Source organism: Streptomyces sp. NBC_00435 (assembly GCF_036014235.1).
In the GTDB taxonomy this organism is placed as follows: Bacteria; Actinomycetota; Actinomycetes; order Streptomycetales; family Streptomycetaceae; genus Streptomyces.
Genome location: NZ_CP107924.1, coordinates 6,312,123 through 6,328,831 on the forward strand (window position 1 = coordinate 6,312,123; position 16,709 = coordinate 6,328,831).

At 72.3% G+C, this 16,709-nt stretch carries 14 protein-coding genes; 7 read left to right on the plus strand and 7 right to left on the minus strand.

Features of this window, described 5'->3' with window-relative positions:
• Window positions 1-114 precede the first annotated feature (114 nt).
• Window positions 115-564, minus strand: coding sequence for an Lrp/AsnC family transcriptional regulator (locus OG389_RS28640; RefSeq protein WP_328301312.1), 450 nt, complete (start codon window positions 562-564; stop codon window positions 115-117).
• Between the two features lie 130 nt (window positions 565-694).
• Here OG389_RS28640 and OG389_RS28645 point away from each other — a divergent pair, with 130 nt between their 5' ends.
• Complete coding sequence (locus OG389_RS28645) at window positions 695-1,705, plus strand: asparaginase (RefSeq protein WP_328301313.1); 1,011 nt, start codon at window positions 695-697, stop codon at window positions 1,703-1,705.
• Window positions 1,706-1,794: 89 nt separating this feature from the next.
• Here the strand turns inward: OG389_RS28645 and meaB are convergent, their stop codons facing one another.
• The 4 genes from meaB to OG389_RS28665 form a co-directional block, all read right to left on the minus strand.
• Window positions 1,795-2,775 carry a methylmalonyl Co-A mutase-associated GTPase MeaB gene (gene meaB, locus OG389_RS28650; RefSeq protein WP_328301314.1) on the minus strand — a complete coding sequence of 327 codons (981 nt, stop codon included), beginning with the start codon at window positions 2,773-2,775 and terminating at the stop codon, window positions 1,795-1,797.
• A gap of 10 nt (window positions 2,776-2,785) precedes the next feature.
• Window positions 2,786-4,972: a methylmalonyl-CoA mutase gene (scpA, locus tag OG389_RS28655; RefSeq protein WP_328301315.1), complete on the minus strand. Its 2,187-nt coding sequence runs from the start codon at window positions 4,970-4,972 to the stop codon at window positions 2,786-2,788.
• Window positions 4,969-6,840 carry a methylmalonyl-CoA mutase family protein gene (locus OG389_RS28660; RefSeq protein ID WP_328301316.1) on the minus strand — a complete coding sequence of 624 codons (1,872 nt, stop codon included), beginning with the start codon at window positions 6,838-6,840 and terminating at the stop codon, window positions 4,969-4,971. The genes scpA and OG389_RS28660 overlap by 4 nt, the downstream gene beginning before the upstream one ends.
• A 62-nt stretch (window positions 6,841-6,902) precedes the next feature.
• On the minus strand, window positions 6,903-8,090 hold the full coding sequence (locus OG389_RS28665; protein WP_328301317.1) for an ROK family transcriptional regulator: 1,188 nt from the start codon (window positions 8,088-8,090) through the stop codon (window positions 6,903-6,905).
• Between the two features lie 752 nt (window positions 8,091-8,842).
• Here OG389_RS28665 and OG389_RS28670 point away from each other — a divergent pair.
• The 6 genes from OG389_RS28670 to OG389_RS28695 all read left to right on the plus strand — a co-directional run bounded on the left by OG389_RS28670 (window position 8,843) and on the right by OG389_RS28695 (window position 14,680).
• A complete protein-coding gene (locus OG389_RS28670) occupies window positions 8,843-9,793 on the plus strand; it encodes a TauD/TfdA dioxygenase family protein (protein ID WP_328301318.1) in 951 nt (316 codons plus the stop codon).
• A gap of 86 nt (window positions 9,794-9,879) precedes the next feature.
• A complete protein-coding gene (ssuE, locus tag OG389_RS28675; protein WP_328301319.1) occupies window positions 9,880-10,437 on the plus strand; it encodes an NADPH-dependent FMN reductase in 558 nt (185 codons plus the stop codon).
• 83 nt (window positions 10,438-10,520) lie between these two features.
• Entirely contained in the window at window positions 10,521-11,552 is a 1,032-nt protein-coding gene (locus OG389_RS28680) for an ABC transporter substrate-binding protein (protein ID WP_328301320.1), read from the plus strand.
• A gap of 9 nt (window positions 11,553-11,561) precedes the next feature.
• Window positions 11,562-12,392 (plus strand): ABC transporter ATP-binding protein, encoded by an 831-nt coding sequence (locus OG389_RS28685; protein WP_328301321.1) that lies wholly within the window; start codon window positions 11,562-11,564, stop codon window positions 12,390-12,392.
• Window positions 12,389-13,273 (plus strand): ABC transporter permease, encoded by an 885-nt coding sequence (locus OG389_RS28690; protein ID WP_328301322.1) that lies wholly within the window; start codon window positions 12,389-12,391, stop codon window positions 13,271-13,273. Before OG389_RS28685 ends, OG389_RS28690 begins: the two co-directional genes overlap by 4 nt.
• A 75-nt stretch (window positions 13,274-13,348) precedes the next feature.
• Entirely contained in the window at window positions 13,349-14,680 is a 1,332-nt protein-coding gene (locus OG389_RS28695; RefSeq protein ID WP_328301324.1) for an LLM class flavin-dependent oxidoreductase, read from the plus strand.
• Between the two features lie 241 nt (window positions 14,681-14,921).
• Here OG389_RS28695 and OG389_RS28700 read toward each other — a convergent pair whose 3' ends face one another.
• Both OG389_RS28700 and OG389_RS28705 read right to left on the minus strand, forming a co-directional pair.
• Window positions 14,922-15,842: an NADP-dependent oxidoreductase gene (locus tag OG389_RS28700; RefSeq protein WP_328301325.1), complete on the minus strand. Its 921-nt coding sequence runs from the start codon at window positions 15,840-15,842 to the stop codon at window positions 14,922-14,924.
• A gap of 95 nt (window positions 15,843-15,937) precedes the next feature.
• A complete protein-coding gene (locus OG389_RS28705; protein WP_328301326.1) occupies window positions 15,938-16,696 on the minus strand; it encodes a DUF2470 domain-containing protein in 759 nt (252 codons plus the stop codon).
• Between the last annotated feature and the right edge of the window lie 13 nt (window positions 16,697-16,709).

Below are 16,709 nucleotides of genomic sequence, written 5' to 3' on the forward strand. Positions count from 1 at the left end.
ATCCGGTCGCCGGCTGCTTACACCGCCGATACAAAGGGCGTTACGCGGAGCTGCGCCTTGATCGTTGAACCGCGCCGAAGTCGTTCTTATTTCCTGGTTCTTCGGTTTTCATTCCTACACGGGGAGTCCTGTCGGTTCCTTGATGCGCTTCATGATGATCTGGGAGTTGACCTCGGTGACGCCCGTGAGGGCCGTCAGCTTCTCGATCCAGAGGCGTTCGTACGCGCGCAGGTCCGCGACCGCGATCCGCAGGAGGCAGCCGGGGCTGCCGAAGAGCCGGTAGGCCTCGATGACGTCGGGGATGTCCTGGAGGGCCGCTTCGAAGGTCTCGACGGCCTCGCGGTCGCGGCGGACCTCGACGGAGACCAGCACCTCGAAGCCGCGGCCCACCGCCTCGGGGGCGATCACCGCGCGGTAGCCCTGGATGACCCCGTCCTCCTCGAGCTGGCGGACCCGGCGCATGCAGGGTGAGGGGGTCAGGCCCACCCGCTGGGCCAGTTCCTGGTTGCTGAGCCGGCCGTCGGCCTGAAGCTCACGCAAGATTTCTCTGTCAATCGCGTCCATTGCGCAATTATCAGCTACTGAGTGTTGCAGGAGGGGTCAAAGTAGCAATCGTGTTGCGCGTAGATCGGCCTACCATTGCCATTTGTAGAAAATCTGTACGAACTGTTGTGTCGAGGGAAGGGCCGTGGTCATGGGACGCATCGTCGTCATCAGCACCGGTGGGACGATAGCCAGCCGCTGGCAGGGCTCCGGATTCGCGGCCGACGCCGCCGGGGCCGAGGTCATGGCGACCGCACCGCTGCCCGAAGGCGTCACCATCGAGGTCGTGGACCTGTTCAGTGTCAACAGTCCGCGGTTGACCACCGCCCATCAGCTGACCCTGCTGCGGACCGTGCACGAGGTACTGGCCGACCCCGGGGTCGAGGGTGTCGTCGTCACGCACGGAACCGACACGCTGGAGGAGTCGGCGTTCCTGGTCGACCTGCACCACCACGACGCGCGACCGGTCGTCTTCACCGGTTCGCAGCGGCCCATGGGGGCGGCGGACGGGGACGGTCCCGGCAATCTCTACGACGCCCTGCTGACCGCGGCGACCACGCGCGGGCTCGGTGTCCTGATCGCGTTCGCGGGACGGGTGCACGCGGCGCGCGGGACCGTGAAGGCGCAGGCGGTGGCGCTGGACGCCTTCGCCGACCCGTCGAAGGAACTGCTGGGGAAGGTCGGCTTCGGGAAGGTCACCGTGCTGCGGACGCCGGTCAGGCCGGAGCCGCTGCCGTTGCCGGCGATGCCGGAGGCACCGGAAGGGCCGCCGCGGGTGGACGTCGTCATGCACCACACGAGCGGGGACCCGGTGCTGCTGAACGCCGCCGTGGAAGCGGGGGCGCGGGGGATCGTCCTGGTCGGGACGGGCGCGGGGAACGCGACCCCGGAGATCGTGGAAGCGGTCGAGGCGGCCATCGCGAAGGGCGTGCTCGTGGCACTGACCACGCGGGTCGCCGCCGGGCCGGTGACCGAGATCTACACCCACGGTGGTGCGGTCGATCTGGTCGCGGCCGGGGCCGTGCCGACGGGGACGCTGCGGGCGCCCCAGGCGCGGATCGCGGTGCTGGCGGCACTGCTCGCCGAGGAGACGCCGGAGGCGCGGGTGCGGGTGCTGCGGCAGGCGCTGGCCGCCGGCGGCCCGGTGCTCGTCGCCGCCTGACCCCGGAGGTGGCCTCCTGACCCCGGAGGTGGCCTCCTGGCTCCCGGCGGTGGCCGCCGGGGGCAGGGGCAGGGCCGGGCGCGGCGGGGTCAGGCCGTGAACGCCGACAGGAGCCGGTCCGCCGCCAGGGTGGGGGTCAGGGTGCCTTCGCGGACCGCTGCCTCCAGGCCCGGGGCGAGATCGCGTACGGCCGGGCTGGAGCGCAGCCGCTCCAGGAGTTCGTCGCGGACCATCGCCCAGGTCCACTCCACCTGCTGGGCCGCGCGCTTGGCCTGCAGGCGGCCGTCCGCGTCCAGCAGCCTGCGGTGCTGCTCCAGGCGGTTCCACACCTCGTCCAGGCCGGTGGACTCGCGGGCGCTGCACGTCAGGACCGGCGGGGTCCACGCGGCATCGGCCGGGTGCATCAGGCGCAGCGCGCCGGACAGTTCGCGCGCCGCCGACTTCGCCTCGCGCTCGTGCGGGCCGTCCGCCTTGTTGACGGCCAGGACGTCGGCGAGTTCCAGGACGCCCTTCTTGATGCCCTGGAGCTGGTCGCCCGTGCGCGCCAGGGAGAGCAGGAGGAAGGAGTCGACCATGCCGGCGACCGTGGTCTCCGACTGGCCCACGCCGACGGTCTCGACGAGGACCACGTCGTAGCCCGCCGCCTCCATCACGATCATCGACTCGCGGGTGGCCTTCGCGACGCCGCCCAGCGTCCCCGCCGAGGGGGACGGCCGGACGAAGGCCTTCGGGTCGACGGCGAGGCGTTCCATCCGGGTCTTGTCGCCCAGGATGGAGCCGCCCGTGCGGGTGGACGAGGGATCGACCGCGAGGACCGCCACCCGGTGGCCCAGCCCGGTCAGCATCGTGCCGAACGCGTCGATGAACGTGGACTTGCCCACGCCCGGCACCCCGCTGATGCCGATGCGGCGCGCCCGCCCCGAGTGGGGGAGCAGCTCCGTCAGCAACCGCTGCGCCAAGGCCCGGTGCGCGGGCAGGGTGGACTCGACGAGGGTGATGGCACGCGCGATGAACGCGCGCTTCCCGTCGAGCACGCCCTTGACGTAGGTCTCGATGTCGATCTTCGGCACCCGGGTCCGCCTACAGCTCGTGGCCCAGGTCCGCGGCGAGCCGCGTCACCAGGTCGTGCGCCGCGTCGGGGATCACCGTGCCGGGCGGGAACACCGCCGTCGCCCCCATTTCGAGGAGGGTGGGGACGTCCGCCGGCGGGATGACACCGCCCACGACGATCATGATGTCCTCGCGCCCCTCCAGCGCCAGCTGCTCGCGCAGCGCCGGTACGAGGGTCAGATGGCCGGCCGCGAGGGAGGAGACGCCGACGACGTGCACGTCGGCCTCGACGGCCTGGCGGGCCACTTCCTCCGGGGTCTGGAACAGCGGGCCGACATCCACGTCGAAGCCCAGGTCGGCGAAGGCGGTCGCGATCACCTTCTGGCCGCGGTCGTGCCCGTCCTGGCCCATCTTGGCGACCAGGATGCGCGGGCGCCGTCCCTCCACTTCCTCGAAGCGGTCGACGAGCGCGCGCGTGCGCTCCACGGACGGGGACTCTCCTGCCTCGGTTCGGTACACACCCGAGATCGTACGGATCTGGCTGGCGTGCCGCCCGTACACCTTCTCCAGGGCGTCCGAGATCTCACCGACCGTCGCCTTCGCGCGCGCCGCGTCCACCGCGAGCGCCAGGAGGTTGCCCTCGCCGCGCTCCGCCGCGTTCGTCAGCGCCCGCAGGGTGTCCTGGGTGACCGCCTCGTCGCGCTCCTCGCGCAGCCGCCGCAGCTTGGCGATCTGCTGGGAGCGCACCGAGGAGTTGTCCACCTTCAGGACGTCGATCTGCTCGTCCGTCGCCACCCGGTACTTGTTGACGCCGATCACCGGCTGGCGGCCCGAGTCGATTCGGGCCTGCGTACGGGCGGCTGCCTCCTCCACGCGGAGCTTGGGGATGCCCGCGTCGATGGCCTGCGCCATGCCGCCGGCCGCCTCGACCTCCTGGATGTGCTGCCAGGCCCGGCGCGCCAGGTCGTAGGTGAGCTTCTCCACGTACGCGCTGCCGCCCCAGGGGTCGATGGTGCGGCAGGTGCCCGACTCCTGCTGGAGCAGGAGCTGGGTGTTGCGGGCGATACGGGCGGAGAAATCCGTCGGCAGGGCGAGGGCCTCGTCCAGGGCGTTGGTGTGCAGCGACTGGGTGTGGCCCTGGGTCGCCGCCATCGCCTCGATACAGGTACGGGTGACGTTGTTGAAGACGTCCTGCGCCGTGAGGGACCAGCCGGAGGTCTGCGAATGGGTGCGCAGGGAGAGGGACTTCGCGTTCTTCGGGTCGAACTGCTTGACCAGGCGCGCCCACAGCAGGCGGGCCGCGCGCAGCTTCGCGACCTCCATGAAGAAGTTCATGCCGATCGCCCAGAAGAACGACAGGCGCGGTGCGAAGGCGTCCACGTCCAGCCCGACGGCCTGCCCGGCCCGCAGGTACTCCACGCCGTCGGCGAGGGTGTACGCCAGCTCCAGGTCGGCCGTGGCCCCGGCCTCCTGGATGTGGTAGCCGGAGATCGAGATGGAGTTGTACCGCGGCATCTTCTGCGAGGTGAAGGCGAAGATGTCGGAGATGATCCGCATCGAGGGCTTCGGAGGGTAGATGTAGGTGTTGCGGACCATGAACTCTTTGAGGATGTCGTTCTGGATGGTCCCGGCGAGTTTGTCGGGGGAGACGCCCTGCTCCTCCGCCGCCACGATGTAGAGGGCGAGGACCGGCAGCACCGCGCCGTTCATCGTCATCGACACCGTCATCCTGTCGAGGGGGATCCCGTCGAAGAGTTGACGCATGTCGTAAATGGAGTCGATCGCCACGCCCGCCATGCCGACGTCGCCCGTCACGCGCGGGTGGTCGCTGTCGTAGCCGCGGTGCGTGGGCAGGTCGAAGGCGATCGACAGGCCCTTCTGGCCGGACGCGAGGTTGCGCCGGTAGAAGGCGTTGGACTCCTCGGCCGTGGAGAAGCCCGCGTACTGCCGGATCGTCCAGGGCTGGTTGACGTACATCGTCGGGTACGGGCCGCGCAGGTACGGGGCCACGCCCGGATACGTCCGGAGGAAGTCCAGGCCCTCCAGGTCCCGGCCCGTGTACAGCGGCTGTACGCCGATGCCCTCGGGCGTCTCCCACAGGAGTCCGGGGGCGTCGGAGCCGGTGGACTCCTTCAGGGCCGTGCGCCACTGGTCCTCGGACCCGGCTGCCGGGGCCGCGCCGCTCAGCGCGAGTTCGGAGAAATCGGGGATGCTCAAGACGCGACTCCCATCCGGTCGAGTACGGAGGACAGCACGGCGACCGCGTCGCAGCCGGCGAAGACGTACTCGTCCACGGCCGCCGCGGCGGTACCGGGCCTACCCGCGAGGAACACGGTCGTCGCACCCGCCGAGCGCAGGGCCGCGGCGACCGCCTCGGCCTGCTCCTCGTACAGCGCGTCGCTGGAGCACAGCACGGCCATGCCGTCCGCGCCGCTCGCGGCGTACGCCGCCGCGGCCGTCTGCGGGGTCACCGACACCGGTTCGTGCACCGGGGTGATGCCGCCCGCCTGGAACAGGTTGGAGGCGAAGGTGGCGCGCCCGGTGTGCGCGGCCGCGGGGCCGAGGGCCGCCAGGAAGACCGTGGGCCGGGCGCCCGTCGCCGCCAGGTGGGCGTCGCTGCGGGCGCGCAGGGCCTCGTAGGCCTCGTCGCGCCGGACGCGGGGCAGTCCGCCGGTGAGCGGGGCCGGCGCGGGTTCGCGTACCACCGGCTTCTCGGTGAGCAGCGGGAACTCGCTCACCCCGGTGACGGGTTCGCGGCGCGTGGCCAGCTTCTTCGAGCGTGCGGCCCAGGTGGTGGCGAGGCGTTCGGCGACCAGGCCCGAGCGCAGGGCGGCGGCCTGGCCGCCCGCCTTCTCGATGCTCTGGAAGAACTCCCACGCCGCGTGGGCGATTTCGTCCGTGAGCCGCTCGACGTAGTACGAGCCGCCGGCCGGATCGATCACGCGGGCCAGGTGGGACTCCTCCAGCAGGATGGTGGAGGTGTTGCGCGAGATGCGGCGCGCGAAGGCGTCGGGCAGGCCGAGGTCCTGGTCGAACGGGAGCACGGTGACCGCGTCCGCGCCGCCCACGCCCGCCGCCATGCAGGCGATGGTGGTGCGCAGCATGTTCACCCAGGGGTCGCGGCGGGTCATCATCACCGGCGAGGTCACGGCGTGCTGGCGCTGGGCGCCGGCCGCCGGGGTCCCGCAGGCCTCGGCCACACGGGCCCAGAGGCGGCGTGCGGCGCGCAGCTTGGCGATGGTGAGGAACTGGTCGGCGGTGGCGGCGTAGCGGAACTCCAGCTCGCCGAAGGCCGCTTCCGTGGTGAGCGGGGTCGTGGTGAGGCCGGCGTCGGTGAGGGCGCGCAGGTACGCGACCCCGGTGGCCAGGGAGAGCCCCAGCTCCTCGGCGGCGCTGCCGCCCGCCTCGTGGTACGGCAGGGCGTCGACCGTCAGGGCGCGTACGTGGGGCCAGGCGGCCGTCCGTGCGGCGAGCGCGGCGGCTTCCGCCAGGTCCAGGGCCTGCCCCGTCCGCGCCTCGTGGCCCAGCGGGTCGGCGCCCAGTGAGGCGTGGGCGGCCTCGGGGGCCACCCCGCGCTCGGCGTACAGCGCGAGCAAGGTCCGGGCGGATTCCGCGAATTGGGCCCCCGGGTCGAGGGCGACGGGCGCGAGGTCGAGGTAGACCCCGTCCAGCGCGCGGGCCAGGCCCTCGACGGGGAGGCCGGCCTCGCCGACGGCCAGCCACAGAGACGTGGTGCCGTTCTCCAGGTCGGCCAGGGCCGCCTCGTTCACCCGTACGGGGTCGGTGCCGGCGATCCGCTGACGCACGTCCCAGCCCGAGGCGGCATTGCCCTCGGCCCTGCCTCCCCGGACGAAGGGCGCGAAGCCGGGGAAACCGGTGTCGGGCGCGGTTTCGGGCGCGGTGTACAGCGGGCGGGTGGTGAGCCCGTCCTCGAGCTTCGTGGACAACGCGTCTTCCGCTGCCTCGCCGGAAACTTCCTTGCCCGACTTGCGCAGGACGCCCTCTACAAGGCGCTGCCACTGCTCATGCGTCGCGTCAGGGAATTCGGCGGCCAAGGAGAGCCCGTCATCAGGCAGGACCGTCATGGCTCGAATGTTAGGGGGGTACCCGATGAGCTCCTATAACCACTGGATGTGATCTCCCCCTCTCATGTGAGACGGGAGGGGTCACGGAAGAGCGGGGCGAGGAGGACGGTCGCTGCGGCTACCGGGAGTACGGCGGGCCCCGCGTGCGGGGCGACGATCCGGCGCCCGTAGCGGTCGGGATCGCCGGCCGCCTCGCGGATCTCGTCCAGGTAGCAGTCCTGCAGGATGCTGGAGAGCTCGCTGACCACCATGACGGCCGGGTTGAACACGTCGAGGAGCAGTGCGGCGGCCCGGCCGACGGTACGGGCGCGTTCGCGCAGCAGCCGGTCGGCGCGGGGGTCACCGGTGGCGGCCGCGTCGACGAGCAGGTTGACGGAGGGCTCGGGGACGATGCCGCGGCGGACGGCCTCGGCGCCGGTGACCGAATCGCAGACGCTGGCCTGCAGACAACCCGTACGGCCGCACGCGCAGGGGGTGCGCGAACCGGGCACGGGCAGGTGCGCGACGTCGCCGGCGGCCGCGCCGGGTCCCTGGTGCACGGTGCCCTCGATGCCGAAGGCGGCGTCGACGACGTTGCCGATGAAGAGGTGGAGAAGGCTGGAGCGGGCCTCGGGGCGGCCGAAGAGGATCTCGGCGTGGGCGATGGCACGGGCGTGGTTGTCCACGGAGACGGGCAGGCCGAGGCGCTGGGAGAGCTCGTCGGCGAGAGGGAGCCCGTGCCAGCCGAGCGCGTCGTGGCGCACGACCGTGCCGTCCGCGGGGCGGACCCAGCCGCCGAGGGCCGCACCGAGGCCGAGGAGGGGGCGGCCGGTGTCGAACTCTTCGAGGAACCGGGCGAGTTCGTCCGCGATGGCGGCGGGGAGCCCGTCGGGGGAGCGGCCCGCGTGGGAGAACGCCCGGCGGGCCAGGACGCGGCCGCGGAGGTCCACCAGGCTGAAGGTGGAGTGGGGCACGCCGACGTGCAGACCGGCGGCGAGGGGGCCGCCGACGGGACCGGTGTGCAGGTCGAGGGGGATGCGGGGGCGGCCGGGGGCGCCCGGGTCCGCGGTGGCGGGGGGCTCGGGGAGTTCGCGGAGCTCGCGGAGCAGCCCGGCGCGGAGGAGGGCCGTGGTCTGCCGTGACACCGCGGCGGGGCTGAGGCCGCAGAGCTTCGGGATGTCACTGCGCGCGATGGGTCCCTGCGTGAGGACGGCGCTCAGCACGGCGGCGGCGTTGGCGGCGGCCCGGCTGTCACCGGGGGTGGGGGGCACGGGCGGGCTCCTCGGGGTCGGGGTGGGGTGGTCCCGATCATGCCGGTGCGCTCCGCCGGGTGGGGCGGGCGGGGGTGCGGAGCCGCGGCCGGTGGGCCGCGGCCCTGCCCCGCCCGGTCGTGGGCGTGGCGGGCGCGCGGGGTGTCTGCGGCGCCGTTGCCGGGGCTCCACCCCGGGCCCCGTGCCCCACACGCAGGCAGGGCTGGATTCGGGCTGGCGCCTCAGGTTTGCCCGGGCGTGGCGGATGCGTTGCGGCGATATGAAATCCGGCCACGGTTTCCAGCCGTCGGCGGGGTGGGCGGATCCGGTGAAAGGGCAGGTCGCGGCCGGTGCGGGTGGGTTCCCGGCGGGGTGGGGGAAGGCCGTCCACCGGGGTTGACCGGGCGTGGGGGCGCTGGCAGTCTCCGGGACATGTCCGCGACCGAGTTCCTCGCCCCGCGGCTCCACACCCCCGGCATCTGTACCGCGCCGGGCGAGTGTCAGGGCCGCTGTCCGGCCCCGCGCCGTTTCTGAGCGCCGCCGACCGGGCCTCTGCCCCTCGCCGCTTCAACGGCTTCAGCGCCTGCTGCTCCGGCGGAGCCGGCGGCACTCCTCACCACCTTCCGCGGCGCCGGCCGCCCTTCCGGCGGCCGTTCCGTCCCGGGCGCCCCGCGTCCGCCTGCCGACCGCGCCCGGATCCTCCCCGTCCCGCTTCGCTCCGCCTTCTTCCCATCCTCATTTCTTCCTCTCCGGAAATAAACCAAGGAGCCATCATGACCACTGCCACCCGCACCGACCTCACCGTCACCAGGCTCGGCGGGCGGATAGGCGCCGTGATCGGCGGAGTCCGCCTCGGCGGCGAGCTCGGGGCCGAGGAGATCGCCGGGATCCGGACCGCGCTGCTCGCCCACAAGGTCGTCTTCTTCCGCGGTCAGGACCACCTCGACGAAGCCGGCCACGAGGCCTTCGCCGAGCTCCTCGGAGCGCCCGTCGCGCACCCCACCGTCCCCTCCGCCGACGGGCGTTACGCGCTCGGCATCGACTCCCACCACGGGGCCCGCGCCAACCAGTGGCACACGGACGTCACCTTCGTCCCCGCGTACCCCGCCTTCTCGATCCTGCGCGCCGTCACCATCCCGCCCTACGGTGGCAACACCCTGTGGGCCAACACGGCCACCGCCTACGCAGGCCTGCCCGAGCCGCTGCGCGTCCTGGCCGACAGCCTGCGCGCCGTGCACTCCAACGAGTACGACTACGCGGCCCTGAAGCCCGACGCCCTGCCCGAGGCGCTCGCCCAGTACCGCGAGGTGTTCACCTCCACCAAGTTCCTCACGGAGCACCCGGTGGTCCGCGTCCACCCCGAGACCGGCGAACGCACCTTGCTGCTCGGCAACTTCGTCCAGCGGATCAGCGGCCTCACCGGTCGGGACTCGCGCCTCCTCCAGGACCTCTTCCAGGCCCACATCGAGCTCCCCGAGAACACCGTCCGCTGGCAGTGGCAGACCGGTGACGTCGCCATCTGGGACAACCGCGCCACCCAGCACTACGGCGTCGACGACTCCGACGACCACGAGCGCACCCTGCGCCGCGTCACGGTCGACGGCGACATCCCGGTCGGGCCGGACGGAGTGCCGTCCCGGCTGATCAGCCCGCAAGAGGTGCCCGACCCGGCCTTCGGCATCGCCTCCGGGGCCTCCGCCTCGGACTCCGCCACCGCCGTCTGACCCGGTTCGGCCGGCCGGCCGAACCGCCGACCGGACTTCCCCGCTTCAGCCCGCCTTCTCCGCCTTCGCCCGCCAAGGAGCGTTCCGTGCCCAAGCTGCTCGCCCTCACCGGCAGCCCGTCCGTCCACTCCCGTACCGCCGTCGTGGCCGATCACGTGCTGCGCCGTCTGAACCACGCCGGGTTCGAGACCGCCCACCTCGCGGTCCGGGAGCTGCCCGCCGCCGACCTGCTCTCCGCCCGCCGAGGCGAGCCCGAGATCCTGCGGGCCCTCGGGGCCGTCGCCGAAGCCGACGGGATCGTCATCGCGACCCCGGTCTACAAGGCCTCGTACACCGGGCTCCTCAAGGCCTTCCTCGACCTGCTCCCGCAGGACGGGCTGGCCGGCAAAACGGTTCTCCCGCTGGCCACGGGCGGCAGCCTCGCCCACGTCCTGACCATCGACTACGCCTTGCGCCCGGTCCTCGCCGCGCTCGGCGCCCGGCACGTCACCGCGGGCCGCTTCGTCCTGGACTCCTCCGTCGAGCGCGGGGCCGGCCCCGACCGGCTGCGGCCCGAGGCGGAGCTGGACCTCTTCCAGGCCGTCGACGAGTTCGCCGAGGCCCTGCGCGCGGCCGAGGCCGCCGCGCTCACCGCCGCGCACTGACCTCCCCACCCGACGCACCCGCGCGACCCCACGCACCCGACCCACCCGCCCGACCCGCCAGACCGGATCGACAAGGAATCGTCATGCCCGCAGCCTTCACCACGACCCGCACCTCCCGACGCCAGTTCCTCACCCTGCTCGGCATCTCGGCGGCCGCGGTGAGCTGCGGGACGGCGACTGCCACCGGCGCCCGCGGCGACCAGGTCACCTCCCTGAAGTACCAGGGGAGCGTCGGCGCGGTGACGCTCCCCGAGCTCGCCGCGGACCTCGGTTTCCTCGGGGAGGTCACCCTGGACTGGGTCGGCAACACCATCAGCGGCCCCCAGGACATCCAGTCCGCCGCCACCGGCCAGACCCACTTCGGCGGCGCCTTCAACGGCGCGATCGTCAAACTGGCGTCGAGCAAGGCCCAGATCAAGGCCGTCGCCTCCTACTACGGCTCCGACAAGGACACGTACCTCGGCTACTACGTCCTGGAGGACAGCCCGATCCGCTCCGCCCGCGACCTGGTCGGCAAGAAGGTCGGCATGAACACCCTGGGTGCCCACGCCCAGGCCCTGCTCGACATCTACCTGGAGCGCAACGGAGTCCCGAAGGCCGAGGCGGCCAAGGTGGAGGCACTCGTCGTACCGCCGGTCAACACCGAACAGGCGCTGCGCCAGAAGCAGATCGAGGTCGGCGTCCTCAGCGGCGTCCTGCGGGACAAGGCCCTCGCGACGGGGGGCATCCGCCCGCTGTTCAAGGACTTCGAGCTGCTCGGCTCGTTCAGTGCCGGCTCGTACGTGATGACCCAGCGCTTCATCAAGGAGAACCCGGACACCGTCCGGACCTTCACCACGGGCGTGGCCAAGGCCATCGAGTGGTCCCGCACCACCCCGCGCGAGGAGGTCGTCGCGCGGATGACGGAGATCGTCAAGAAGCGCGGCCGCAACGAGGACACCGCGACCCTGCGGTACTGGCACTCCTACGGGGTCGCCGAGCCCGGCGGCCGGATCGCCGACAAGGAGTTCCAGCTGTGGATCGACTGGCTGGGCGAGCGCGGCGAGATCAAGAAGGGCCAGCTCAAGGCGGCCGACCTCTACACCAACGAGTTCAACGGACTCGGGAAGGGCTGAGCGACCGCCATGGCGAAGATCGTGTTCGAGTCCGTGACCAAGACCTTCCCGACGAAGGACCGCAAGAACAGGAGGAGCAAGGAGGAGTTCACCGCACTCGACGGGATCGACCTGGAGATCGGGGCGGGGGAGTTCGTGGTCGTCGTGGGCCCCAGCGGCTGCGGCAAGTCCACCCTCCTGGACCTGCTCGGGGGTCTGACCCCGCCGACCTCCGGCAGGATCCTGCTCGACGGCAAGCCGGTCACCGGGCCGGGGCTGGACCGCGGAATCGTCTTCCAGCAGTACGCTCTGCTGCCGTGGCGCACCGCGCTGGGCAACATCGAGTTCGGGCTGGAGGCGACCGGCGTCCCGCGCCGTCAGCGCACGGCGAAGGCCCGTGAGTTCCTGGACCTCGTCGGCCTCACCGGATTCGAGGACCGGCACCCGCACGAGCTGTCCGGGGGCATGCGCCAGCGGGTCGCCATCGCGCGCTCGCTCGCGTACGACCCGGACGTGCTGCTGATGGACGAGCCGTTCGCCGCGCTCGACGCGCAGACCCGCGAGTCCCTCCAGGACGAACTGCGCCGGATCTGGCAGAGCACCGGAAAGACGGTCGTGTTCATCACGCACGGCATCGAGGAGGCCGTGTACCTCGGGCAGCGGGTGGCCGTCATCACCTCCCGCCCCGGCCGGGTCAAGCAGGTGGTCCCCGTGTCGTTCGGCGACCGGTCCGCCGGGGCGACCGGTGAGGACCTGCGCTCCAGCCCGGAGTTCGCCCGCTACCGCCACGAGATCTGGACCCTGCTCCACGACGAGGTGGCCCGCGCCCAGCAACTGGAGAAGGAGGAGGCCACCGTATGAGCACCACAGTGGAGTTGGCGGAGGCGCAGGAGACGCCGGTCCGGGACGTGGCGCCCCCGGTGGTACGGGAGCCCGCGCGGGCCACCGTACGGGCACCGGCCGCCGCCGCGGCCCTGAAGGTCCTGCGGGGGCTGCGGGCGGTGGTGCTGCGCTCGGCGGCGATCGTCGCCCTGCTCGCGTTGTGGGAGACGGCGCCGCGGCTGGGGCTGGTCGACGCGACGTTCCTGCCGCCGGTCAGCGAGGTCGCCGTGGCCTGGTGGGAGCTCCTGGGCAACGGACAGCTCGCCGAGCACACCCAGGCCAGCCTGGTCCGCTCGTTCGGCGGGTTCGGCATCGCGGTCGCCGTGGCGGTCCCGCTCGGGCTGCTGATCGGCTGGTACCGGCCGGTGGCGGTGCTGCTGGGGCCGCTGCTGGAGGTGTTCCGCAACACGGCGGCGCTCGCGCTGCTGCCGGTGTTCGTCCTGCTGCTGGGCATCGGGGAGACCTCGAAGGTCTCGATCGTCGTGTACGCCTGCGTCTGGCCGATCCTGCTGAACACCATCAGCGCGGTGGGCAACGCCGATCCGACCCTCGTGAAACTGGCGCGCTCGATGGACCTGTCCACGCCGAAGCTGTTCCAGAAGGTGATCCTGCCGGCCTCGGTACCGGCCATCTTCACCGGCATCCGGCTGGCGGGGGCCGTGTCCATCCTGGTCCTGGTCGCCGCCGAGATGATCGGCGCGAAGGCGGGCCTCGGCTACCTGATCAACGCCTCGCAGTTCAACTTCGCGATCCCGCAGATGTACTCGGGCATCGTCACCATCTCCGCGATCGGCCTGGCCTTCAACCAGATCCTCGTCGCGATCGAACGCCGGCTGAGCCTGTGGCGCGTTCCGTCCTGAGGCCTTGAGGCCTTGGGGCCCTGAGGACAGAAAGCCCCGCCGACCACCTTCGACATTTCACCGAGGACCAAGAAAATGACCGCATCCCGGACCCTGCACCTCAACGCCTTCCTCATGAACGCCGGGCACCACGACGCCGCCTGGCGCCACCCGTCGAGCAGCCCCGAACGGATCACCGATCTGGCCTACTTCCAGGAGTTGGCCCGTACCGCCGAGCGCGGCCGGCTCGACTCGATCTTCTTCGCCGACGGCCTCGCCCTCTGGGGCAAGGCCCGCTACAACGCCCTCGGCGGTTTCGAGCCCCTCACGCTGCTCTCCGCCATCGCGGCCGTCACCGAGCACGTCGGGCTCATCGCGACCGTCTCCACGACCTTCAACGAGCCCTACAACCTGGCCCGGAAGTTCGCCTCCCTCGACCACATCAGCAACGGCCGCGCCGGCTGGAACATCGTCACCTCGGGCACCGTCGACGAGGCCCGCAACTTCAACCGGGACGAGCACCTGGAGCACGCGCTGCGCTACGAGCGCGCCCGCGAGTTCCTCGACGTGGCCACCAAGCTCTGGGACAGCTGGGAGGACGACGCGGTCGTCCTCGACAAGGAGCGCGGCATCTACGCCGACACCGACAAGCTCCACCCCGCGGCCCACCGGGGCCAGTACTTCGGCGTCGCCGGCCCGCTCAACGTCCCCCGCTCCCCCCAGGGGCACCCGCTGCTCGTCCAGGCCGGCTCCTCCGAGGACGGCAAGGAGTTCGCGGCCCAGTACGCCGAGGCCGTCTTCACGGCCCAGCAGACCCTCGCCGACGGCCAGACCTTCTACAAGGACCTCAAGTCCCGCCTCGCCAAGTACGGCCGCGCCGAGGGCGATCTGCTCGTGCTGCCCGGCATCGCCCCCGTCATCGGTTCCACCGAGGCCGAGGCCAAGGCGCTGGAGCAGGAGCTCACCGACCTCCAGGTGCCGGAGTACGGGCTGGCCCAGCTCTCCGGCATGCTCGGCACCGACCTCACCGGCCTGCCGCTGGACGGCCCGCTGCCCGAGCTCCCCGAGGAGCGGGACATCAACGGCAACAAGAGCCGTTTCACGCTCGTCGCCGAGCTCGCCCGCCGCGACGGCCTCACCCTGCGCGAGCTGATCGCCCGCCTCGGCGCCGGTCGCGGCCACCGGGTCTTCGCGGGGACGCCCGAGCAGATCGCCGACCAGCTGGAGGAGTGGTTCACCCAGGGGGCCGCCGACGGCTTCAACATCATGGCGCCCGTGCTCCCCACCGGCCTCACCGACTTCGTCGACCAGGTCGTGCCGATCCTGCAGCGCCGCGGCCTCTTCCGCACCGAGTACTCGGGCCGCACCCTGCGCGAGAACTACGGGCTGGCCCGGCCCGCCAACCGCTACGCGCGGGCCGCGACGTGAGCGAGCACGTCACCGACGTGCTCGTCGTGGACGGCGGGCCCGCCGTCACCCGGGGCGCCCGGTAGGCGGCCCGGGCCGGGGCCCCGGTGGTCCTCGCAGACAGGGGCTGCTGTCCCGCTCGCGGTACACGTGCCGCCGGAGCGGACGACGCTCCGGCGGCACGTCCGCGTCGTGGTGGTGGTGGCGTGCTGCGCGGAGGGGGCGTGCTGCGCGGAGGGGGCGTGCCGCGGGGCTTCCGTCCTCAGACCGTCAGGACGATCTTGCCGCGGGTGCGGCCCGCGGCGCTCAGTTCCCAGGCCTTGGCCGCCTCGGCGAGCGGCAGCGCGTGCTCGACGTTGACCGTGAGCCGGCCCTGGTCCGCGAGGTCGGCCAAGAAGGTCAGGTCGGCGGTGTCCGGGCGGACCCACAACTGGTGCGCGCCCTGGGCGGCCGCCGTGTGGTCGGCGATGGACACCACCCGGTGCCGCTCCTTGACCAGGGACTGGAGGGTCGCGACGACGTCGTCGCCGAAGAAGTCGAGAGCGGCGTCCACGCCTTCGGGCGCCAGCTCGCGGACCCGGTCGGCGAGGCCCTCGCCGTACAGGACCGGCTCGGCGCCCAGCGAGCGCAGGTAGTCGTGGTTGTGCGCGCCGGCCGTGCCGATGACGCGCAGGCCCAGCGCGACGGCGATCTGCACGCCGAAGGAGCCGGTGCCGCCGGCCGCCGAGTGGATGAGCACGCTCTCGCCGGCCCTGAGGCCCGCGCGGGTCAGCGACTGGTAGGCGGTGAGCCCGGCCAGCGGGATGCCGGCGGCCTGTTCGAAGGTCAGCTCGCGCGGCTTGCGGGCAAGGGTGCGCACGGGCGCGGCGACCAGTTCGGCGTACGTGCCGAGCTCCACCCACTCCTTGCGGACGTAACCGTAGACCTCGTCGCCGACGGCGTAGTCGAAGGTGTCCTGGCCGACCGCCTCGACCACGCCGGAGACGTCCCAACCGGGTATGACCGGGTAGCGGACTTCGAGGATCGAGTCGAGGTACCCGGCGGCGAGCTTCCAGTCGACCGGGTTCACGCCCGCGGCCCTGACCCGGACGAGGACTTCGCCCGGTCCCACCTTGGGCTCCGGGGCGTCAACGGGCTCGAGGATGCCGGAGGTTCCGTATGCGCTGTACGCGATTGCCTTCATGATCGTCCCCAACGGGCGGCCCGGGGGCCCTATTCCGGGGTCGGGGGGCCGTTCCTGCGGAACCGCTCCTTGAGGAACCTCGTCAGGGAGGTCGTTCAGGCAGGGAGGGTGTTGCGGTGCGAGCGCCGGCGGGCAGCGCTGAACAGGGCCTGGATCTGCGCCCCGGACTGCTCCACGTCGTCGAGCGGGGAGGGGAAGGGGAGCCGTACGTCGCGGTGGCCGCGGCGTTCCTCCAGGCGCAGGGTGATCCCGTACCGGTCCATGGCGACGGGCAGCGCGCGCAGGACGGCGGACTGGGGGTGGGTGTGCGGGTGGGTGTGGCCGTGGGTGGTCGTGTGGGCCTGGGTCTGGGCGTGGATGTGGCCGTGGGCCTCGGCCGGGACCAGCCGCAGCAGGAGGGTGACGAGCTCGGCGTGGTCGTCGAGGAGGTGCGTGAGCATGCCGGCCTCGTACGGGGCGAGCGGGTCGGGGCGGGCCGCGTCCAGCTCCTCGAGGCCGACGTACGAGCGGACGCCGTCGGGGGTCACCAGCACGGCCCGGCCGAATTCCACGCAGGTGGACTCGGAACCCTCGTCGGAGTACGGGGTGAGCAGGCGTCCGACCAGGGTGACGCGGGCGCGCACGCGGTCCCGTACCGGGGTGGGCGCGATGTCGGTGAACTCCATGCGGATGGAGGGGCGGTGCCCGGCGGTGCCCCCCGGCTCGGCAGGATGCAGGTGCAGCCGGCCGAGGGGGTCGGTGCCGTCGAGGTGGCGGATCTCGGTGCTCTGCCCGTCGGTGACGACGGTCATGGAATGGGCGGCGGCCAGGATGGACCGGACCCGCTCGGCGTCGGTGGGCATGGGCAGGTGCATGTGGATCTCCGTC